The organism is Streptomyces sp. TRM64462, assembly GCF_013362995.1.
In the GTDB taxonomy this organism is placed as follows: Bacteria; Actinomycetota; Actinomycetes; order Streptomycetales; family Streptomycetaceae; genus Streptomyces.
This window is the reverse complement of the sequence record NZ_JABWDV010000349.1, coordinates 14,189-21,961: the sequence shown is the minus strand read 5'-3', so window position 1 is coordinate 21,961 and position 7,773 is coordinate 14,189. Positions and strand designations below refer to the sequence as shown.

Genomic DNA, 7,773 nt, shown 5'->3' with positions numbered 1-7,773 from the left:
CGCCTTCGGCGTCGTCGACTGGGCGATGAACGCGCCCACCAGCACCAGCGCACCGCCCGCGATCTGCGGCGCCGACAGGTGCTCCTTGAGCAGCACCCACGCCAGGACGGTCGCGACGACCGCCTCCAGACAGGCGACGACCCCGGCCACCTGCGGGGACAGCTTCCGCACGGAGACGACCCCGGTGACGTACGCGAGGACGGTCGCGATCAGCACGATCCAGCCGAGCAGCAGCCACGCCGGCGCCGCCGTGTCGCCCAGTCCCGCGGTACCGGCCAGCACCTGCCAGTCCATGCCCCAGGGGCGTGCCACGACGGTCAGGACGGCGGCGCCGATGAGCAGCCCGTACGCGATGACGCCCAGCGGATCGACGGGTTCCGCCTCGTCGGCGCCCTGGTCGGACAGGACGAAGTAGCCGACCTGACAGCAGGCGGCACCGAGGGCGAGCAGCAGCCCCAGCAGGTCGAAGCGGAGGCCCGCCCACACCTCGACGACGCAGGCGAGTCCGGTGACCGCGAGCACCACGCCGAGCGCGGCGGCGCGGGTCACGGGGCGGCGCTGCACGAACCGGACCCAGCCGAGGACGAGCGCCGGGGCGAGGTACTCGATCAGCAGCGCGACGCCGACCGGGATGCGGGAGAGCGCGGCGAAGTAGAAGGCCTGGACACCGGCGACGGCGAGCAGACCGAACCCGGCCAGCAGGGCCGGTTTGCGGAGCAGCAGCGCGCGGTGGCGCCAGGCCAGGGGCAGCATCACGAGCGCGGCGCCGGCCACCCGCAGCCACACCACGTGCAGCGGGTCGAGGCCCGCCTCGATCAGCGGCTTGGCCGCGACACCTGATCCACCGAATGCGAACGCCGAGGCCAGGGCCAGTCCCAGGCCGGCGCTTCTCACCTGAGACGCGTGCATCGGCACATGATGACAGGGATACGTCAGGAGCGTAAAGGCCGTGACACCTGTTGAGACGGCGGCCTTACGGAGTGCGCGGCACGGCGGCGGCCAGCGGCTCCGGGTCGACGCCCGCGCGGGTCAGCACCTCCACCGCGCGGCACCGCGGGTCCGCTGCGAGCGCGGCGAGCAGGTCCAGCGCGTCGGCCCGTACGTCGCCCCGCGCCTCCGCCCGCGCAAGGGCGCCCTCCATCGCCGCGGCCACGGCGGGCGACCACGCGGGCACCTGAGACGCGTCCTCCCACGACACGCCCCTCAGGGAAGCGTCCCCCCGGGACGCGTCCTCCCGCTCCGCCCCCTCGACCGTCACGACGGGCACCGCGCCCGAGTCCTCGACCGACGCCTGCCAGCGCAGCCCGTAGCCGATGCTGCGCTGGACGAGATAGCCGAGGACCCGGGCGACCTGCCGCCCGTCGCCGAACGCGGCCCGCACGTCCGGGCCGGACTCGACGAGCGAGTGGAGGAGATGGGCGGTGTCGATCTGGCGGTCGCCGCCCCGCGCCGCCCTCCGCCGCGCACCAACGAGGACCGAGGCCAGCTCGACGGAGAGTCTGGCCTCGATCGCGGAACGGTGATCGGCGGACTGCCGCTGAGGCACCCGCGGGGTGGAACTGCACACTGTTCCACCCCATCAGGCGCTGACGCGCCACACATCCCCGCGGGGAACCATGCGCGTATCCCACGGAGGTCGGGCGCCGCGGCCTGTTCCTCCTCCTCAGGGAGGAGATCACACCATTCGCCCCGGGGGCGCGCAGCCTCTCGCTCCGCGCCCCACGGGCAACCGCCTCCCCGGCTCGCTTCGTCTTCCCCACGTGTTCTGGATGGTCGCCCTGCTCGCCCTGGACGGCCGGCAGTACGTCTACCGGGTCTACGCACCGGGGGACGCGCGGCCGGGCGATCTGTTCTGGGCGGCTTTCCACTGCCACGACGAGGGGCGGCTGCCCCGCGCCTCGGACTGCTTCGACTCCGCGGAGATCTGGCAGCCCGACCTGCGATGAGGTGATGAGGTGATGAGGCTCAGTGCTCACGGTCCTCGTCGGCGAGGATGAGGTAGAGCCGCTTGCGGGCGTCGTTGATGACGGTGAGCGCCTTCTGCCGCTGCTCTGCGGAGCCGGTCTTCCAGACCTGCCCGAACGCCTCCAGCAGCCCGAACCCGGCCTGCCTTATCTCGTTCATGGCCTCCCAGTCGATGCCCTTGCCGGCCTCTTCCCACGGAGCCTCCGGGCCGCTCCCGGCCTCGGTGCGCCCCGCCTCGGTGAGCGCGAACAGCTTCTTGCCGCCGTCACTCTCGCTGGAGATCAGCCCCTCGTCCTCCAGGAGCTGGAGGGTCGGGTAGACGGATCCGGGGCTGGGCTTCCAGGCCCCGCCGGTACGCTCGGCGATCTCCTGGATCATCTCGTACCCGTGCATGGGGCGGTCCTTGAGCAGCGCCAGGATCGACGCGCGCACATCACCGCGCCGCGCCCTGCCGCGCCCGCCTCCGCGGCCCCGGCCCCCGAAGGGACCCCCGCCGAATCCGGGCCCGCCGAAACCCGGCCCGAACGGACCGAAGGCGGCGCGCCGCGCCTCGTACTCGCCGTGACCGTGATGCCCGGGCCCGCAGCGGCCTGGCCCGCGTCCATGTTCGTGTTCATGTCCATGCGCACGCATGACTGCGCTCCTTCCATCGTTGATCTGTCGCGATGCGTCAACGATATATCGGAATACGTCGCTCGCCAAGGCCTTCAGGTCCAGCAACCTCGAATTGGCCTTGGCTCACCGCGTCACGCCGCCCATACGGTCATGCGTCATGACCCTGCGTATCCGAATCGTCGACGCCTTCACCGACCGCCCGTTCTCCGGCAACCCCGCCGGCGTCCTGCTCCTCGACGCCTTCCCCGACGACGGCCGGCTCCAGGAGGTCGCCGCCGAGGTCAATCTCTCCGAGACCGCGTTCGCGCACCCGCTCGCGCCCGGCGCCGACCGCGACGCCGACTGGGCGCTGCGCTGGTTCACGCCGGTCACCGAGGTCGACATGTGCGGCCACGCCACGCTGGCCACCGCGCACGTCCTGCACACCACCGGCCGGGCCACCGGCACGGTGCGCTTCGCCGCCCGCTGCGGCGTCCTCACCACGACGGCGAACGGCGACGGCACGCTCACGATGGACTTCCCGACCTCCACGCTCACCCCGGTCGAGGCGCCGCGCGGCCTGGCCGAGGCGCTCGGCGCGGAGCTCGTGTCCGTGCACGACACGGCGGCGCACATCGGCGACCTGCTGGTGGAGCTACGGGACGAGAAGGCCGTCCGCGCCCTGGCCCCGGACTTCGCGGCGCTCGCCGGGCTGTCCGAGCGGGGCGTCATCGCCACGGCACCCGCCGACGACCCGGCGCTCGGCCACGACTTCGTGTCGCGCTGCTTCTTCCCCCGTGTCGGCATCGACGAGGACCCGGTGACCGGCAGCGCCCACACGGCCCTGGCCCCGTTCTGGTCGGCCCGCTTCGGCCGGGACGAGCTGACCGGGCTCCAGGGCGGTGCCCGCACGGGCGTCGTCCGTACGGCACTGAGGGGCACGCGCACGCTGCTGACCGGCTCGGCGGTCACGGTCATCGAGGGCGACCTGCTGGTCTGACAGCGTCAGGAGGCGGGCCGGGGGCGGGTCAGCGGCGGGTCAGGTGGCGACGGGTCCTGACGGCCCGCGGGGTAGCAGCTACGGCGTGGGCAGCCAGTCCACGTGGCCCGCCAGCAGCCCGTAACCGACGAAGGCGACGATGTCGAGCAGCGCGTGCGCGACGACGAGCGGCCCCACCCGTCCCCACCGCCGGTACAGCCATACGAACACCACGCCCATCACGACATTGCCGATGAACCCGCCGATGCCCTGGTAGAGGTGGTACGAGCCGCGCAGCACCGAGCTGGTCACCAGCGCGGCCATCGGTGACCAGCCCAGCTGCCCGAGCCTGCGCAGCAGGTATCCGACGACGATGACCTCCTCCACCACGGAGTTCTGGATCGCCGAAAGGACGAGCACCGGGTACTTCCACCACACCTCGGGCAGCGCCTCGGGCACCACCGTGAGGTTGGCGCCGCTCGCCCGCGCGACCAGGTAGAAGGCGAGCCCGGCACTGCCGATCGCCGCCGCCACCAGGGCGCCGCGCCCCAGATCGGTCCAGGGGCGGCGGCGGTCGAAGCCGATCGCGCGCATCCCCGCGCCCTCGCGCAGCAGCAGGTGCGCGACCAGGACGACGGGCACCAGCGCGGTGGCGATGCCGAACAGCTGCCAGGCCAGGTCCAGCCAGGGCCGCCCCGGCGCGTACGAGCCGTTGAGCGTCGCCGCCTGGTCCTTGAGGCCGCCGGGCCTGGTCAGCGACCCGATGAAGCTGATGAGGGAGGACACGGCGCTCGCGCCGAGCGACAGTGCCAGCACGAGCAGCAGCTCGCTCCGCAGGGTCCGGTGCGACGCGGTGGCCGCCGGCGTGCCGGGCGTCCCGCCCGCTGCTTCTGACCCTGCCCGCACGCCGCCGCCTCCCGTCGTGGTCCTCGCGCGGTCCAGCTTGCCCGACGCGCCGGCACGACGTGCGCAGGGGGTCCCCGTAAAAGGATCCTGTACGAGCTTCCCGAACTCCTGCCCCTCCCCCTCAGCAACCGCCCCCGCGCCGCGGGTACGGCGGCCCCGGGAACCGCACCGGCCAGGTGTGGACGGGATCGCCCCGCAGCGACAGCTCCCGGTAGCGGCGCGCCGTCGCGGCCAGGGCGGCCTCGCGGTCGAGCCCCGCGTCGACGGCCCGGTGGAACGTCTCCACCTGCCAGGAGGCACCGTTCACCCGCCGACGGCAGCGCTCCTCGATGATCCCCAGGGTGCGGTCGCGGTCGGCGGGTTCCACCCCCCACGCGTCCAGCCCGGCCGCGGCCAGGGGCAGCAGTTCGTCCCGTACGAGCTTGACGGCAGGTACGGCGGTGACGCCGCCGCCCCGCCCGGGGCGCGGCCAGCGCAGCTCGGCGTCGATGCCGTGGCGGCACGCCTCGTCGAAGTTGGCGGCCGCGTCCGCGAACGGCATACGTGTCCACACCGGACGGCCATCCTCGGCCAGGGCGCGGACGAGGCCGTAGTAGAAGGCGGCGTTCGCGATGACGTCCTCGACGGTCGGCCCGGCCGGCAGCACCCTGTTCTCCACGCGCAGGTGCGGAACGCCGTCCACGACCCCGTACACGGGCCGGTTCCATCGGTAGACCGTCCCGTTGTGCAGGACGAGTTCGTGGAGCGCGGGCACGCCGCCGTCGTCCAGGACGCGCAGGGGGTCCTCGTCGTCGCAGAGCGGCAGCAGGGCGGGGAAGTAGCGCAGGTTCTCCTCGAAGAGTTCATACGCCGACTCCACCCACCGCTCCCCGAACCAGGTACGCGGCCGTACGCCCTGCGCCTGGAGCTCGGGCGGCCGCGTGTCGGTGGCCTGCTGGAACAGCGGCGGGCGCGACTCGCGCCACAGCTCGCGCCCGAAGAGGAACGGGGCGTTCGCGCCGACCGCTGTCTGCACGGCGGCCACGGCCTGGGCCGCGTTCCACACGTCGGCGAACCGCGCCGGGGTGACCTGGAGGTGGAGCTGTACGGAGGTGCAGGCCGCTTCGGGTGTAATGGAGGCGGCCGTGCAGCGCAGCCGCTCCACGCCGTCGATCTCCAGCGCGAAGTCCTCGCCGCGCGCCGCGACGATCTGGTCGTTGAGCAGCAGATAGCGATCTCCGGCCGAGATGTTCGCGATCTCCACGTCCTGCCGGGTCAGCGTCGGCAGTATCCCGATCATCACCACGCCGGCACCGAGTTCCTCGGCTTTGCGGTGGGCATATCCCAGGCCGGTGCGCAGCTCCTCCGCGAGCTGTGAGAAAACATGGCCGCCGAGCCGGTGGGGGGCGATATTCACTTCCAGATTGAACATTCCGAGTTCCGTCTGGAAATCCGGGCTCGCGATGCGCTCCAGCACCTCGGCATTCATCATCCGGGGCAGCCCGTCGGCGCCCGCCAGATTCAGTTCGATCTCCAGCCCCATCAGATTCCGGGGGCGGTCGAAACGCTTCTCGGCGAGCAGCCGCTCCAGCGCCGCCAGGCACTGCCGCAGTTTCCCGCGGTACCTCTGCCGATCGGACAGGTCGAACCCGGCTGCCACGACCTTCTCCCCCATCGAAGTGTTCCCCTCCTCGAGTGGGCGGCACGCGGCATCGCCGCTCGCGTCAGGGACGATGATGCCCAGCCGGACCGATCCGTAACGCCTCGCCGGGCAGGGCTTTGCCGCTAGGCTGACGCGGTCAGCCGTCCGGCACATTCCGGAGGCATGGCGCGGCTAGCAGATCTCTCCGTGCGGCGTGGTGAAAAACGCCGACTGGATTCGGCCGTCCGCCCTGAGGGAAACATGGCAGGCAGGGACGGATACGCTCCCCGAAATGCGGAGGAAAGGGCAAGGAATCGAGGCGTGAAGCAGTCTTGACGTTTTTATCGGGGCGAGCTAGCGGAAACACCGTGTGAACATTTGTCGTATAAACTCCGCCCACGAGGCTGAGAGCCGGCGCCCGTCACGGCGCCCTGGGCGCCCCCTCCTGCCCCGCTGCTGACAGTGTCGTCCGCACCCACCCGCGCATTCCCCCTCTGTCTCTTGAGTGAGAGGCGACCCACCATGCCGCTCCACGTCTCCCAGGCTCCACCCTCCGCACTGAACAGCGTCCTCGCGGCCCTCGGCTCCCCGACGGCCCGCGAGGCCGGCACCCCCGCGCTGCGGTCCGTTCCCGGGCCGCTCACCGCGGAGGTCCCGCTTCCCGTCCATGTGCTGGACGTCGCCGGCCCGGGTGCGGGGCCCGCCGGCGCGCCCCGCACCCGGCTCGTCGGCTGGCGGTTCCTGATCCGTGGCGGGGAGCTGTCCCTGGCCGCCGCCGACACGGTGCCCTCCGCCGGCGACTGGGCCTTCTCGCACTTCTTCGAAGGCCCGTACATCGCGTCGACCGAACGTGCCCTGCGGCAGGCCGAGGCGGCCCAGTCCGTCTGGCAGCCGCGCCTCCTGTCGGTGCCCGAGCTGTACATGATCACGCTCTGGCTGCACGCCGACACGTCCGCCGAACCCGCCGAGGGCGCGCTGGACGGGGCGGACGTGCTGATCCCGCTGGCGCCCGCGCCTCCCGGGATCGCCGCGCACCGCCCGCACCGCGCCGCCGACCTCCTGCCCCGGCTCGCGGTACGCCTCGTACCGCCGCCCCTGCTCGGCTCGACGGCCTGACCCCGCGGCACGAGCAGCCGACCCCGGTCGGCACCCGGCCGGCAGCGTGCCCCGCGTCCTCCCGGGCGCGGGGCACCGTCGTGCGCGCGTCCCGCCTGCCCCTTCGGACTAGTCCGCTCCGGCCATCCCGAACCACCCGAAGGGACAGGGGGGTTGTGCTGAACCATCCTCGCGGGTGATACGTCCTTGAACAGTAGGAAGAGCTGCCGCGAAATCCCTGCGGAATCGCGCCCGTGGGGCAACACTGGGAATGGACCGATCGAAAGACGGGGGGCGGCCATGAACACCGCATCGAGCCGCAGGACAGACTCCACACCGCAGCGAAAGAACCCAGCCATGTGCCAGCACCAGCCACCCTGCCCGACCGCCGACTCCCCGGACCGGGAGGCGGCCCGCGTCGTGGCGCACCACCCGGAGCAGGGCTGGAGCCTGCTGTGCAACGGCGTCCTCCTCTTCGAGGACACCGGCGAGCTGCTGCCGGACGGGCAGATCATCGCCCCGCACCGGCCGCTGACCACGGCCAGGGTCACGACCGCCGCGTAAGCGGTACATACGCCGCGTAATCATCCGGAGACGAAGGGGCCGGTCGCGG

9 protein-coding genes are annotated in these 7,773 nt (G+C 72.4%); 4 read left to right on the top strand and 5 right to left on the bottom strand.

The annotated features are described in order from the left end of the window. Both HTZ82_RS18860 and HTZ82_RS18855 read right to left on the bottom strand, forming a co-directional pair. Positions 1 to 909: DMT family transporter (locus HTZ82_RS18860; protein ID WP_175410588.1), on the bottom strand; the 909-nt coding region annotated here is incomplete at its 3' end. A gap of 64 nt (positions 910 to 973) precedes the next feature. After that, positions 974 to 1,567 carry a Clp protease N-terminal domain-containing protein gene (locus HTZ82_RS18855; protein WP_175410587.1) on the bottom strand — a complete coding sequence of 198 codons (594 nt, stop codon included), beginning with the start codon at positions 1,565 to 1,567 and terminating at the stop codon, positions 974 to 976. A gap of 193 nt (positions 1,568 to 1,760) precedes the next feature. Between HTZ82_RS18855 and HTZ82_RS18850 the strand changes: the two genes are divergently transcribed. After that, positions 1,761 to 1,946: a hypothetical protein gene (locus tag HTZ82_RS18850; protein ID WP_175410586.1), complete on the top strand. Its 186-nt coding sequence runs from the start codon at positions 1,761 to 1,763 to the stop codon at positions 1,944 to 1,946. 19 nt (positions 1,947 to 1,965) lie between these two features. On the opposite strand, the gene HTZ82_RS18845 is transcribed toward HTZ82_RS18850, so the two are convergent. Beyond that, a complete protein-coding gene (locus HTZ82_RS18845; protein WP_175410585.1) occupies positions 1,966 to 2,598 on the bottom strand; it encodes a PadR family transcriptional regulator in 633 nt (210 codons plus the stop codon). Between the two features lie 145 nt (positions 2,599 to 2,743). Here HTZ82_RS18845 and HTZ82_RS18840 point away from each other — a divergent pair, with 145 nt between their 5' ends. Further along, positions 2,744 to 3,559, top strand: a complete 816-nt coding sequence (locus HTZ82_RS18840) for a PhzF family phenazine biosynthesis protein (protein WP_175410590.1) — start codon at positions 2,744 to 2,746, stop codon at positions 3,557 to 3,559. A 78-nt stretch (positions 3,560 to 3,637) separates the two neighbouring features. Here the strand turns inward: HTZ82_RS18840 and HTZ82_RS18835 are convergent, their stop codons facing one another. Together HTZ82_RS18835 and HTZ82_RS18830 are read right to left on the bottom strand one after the other, a co-directional pair. Next, positions 3,638 to 4,444 (bottom strand): CPBP family intramembrane glutamic endopeptidase, encoded by an 807-nt coding sequence (locus tag HTZ82_RS18835; protein ID WP_175410584.1) that lies wholly within the window; start codon positions 4,442 to 4,444, stop codon positions 3,638 to 3,640. 121 nt (positions 4,445 to 4,565) lie between these two features. Next, the gene (locus tag HTZ82_RS18830) at positions 4,566 to 6,098 is read right to left on the bottom strand and encodes a glutamate--cysteine ligase (protein ID WP_175410583.1); all 1,533 of its coding nucleotides are present in this window, start codon (positions 6,096 to 6,098) and stop codon (positions 4,566 to 4,568) included. Positions 6,099 to 6,587: 489 nt separating this feature from the next. On the opposite strand from HTZ82_RS18830, the gene HTZ82_RS18825 reads away from it, so the two are divergent. Next, positions 6,588 to 7,181, top strand: coding sequence for a hypothetical protein (locus HTZ82_RS18825; protein ID WP_175410582.1), 594 nt, complete (start codon positions 6,588 to 6,590; stop codon positions 7,179 to 7,181). A gap of 336 nt (positions 7,182 to 7,517) precedes the next feature. Then, on the top strand, positions 7,518 to 7,724 hold the full coding sequence (locus HTZ82_RS18820) for a DUF5999 family protein (RefSeq protein WP_175410581.1): 207 nt from the start codon (positions 7,518 to 7,520) through the stop codon (positions 7,722 to 7,724). Positions 7,725 to 7,773: the final 49 nt, after the last annotated feature.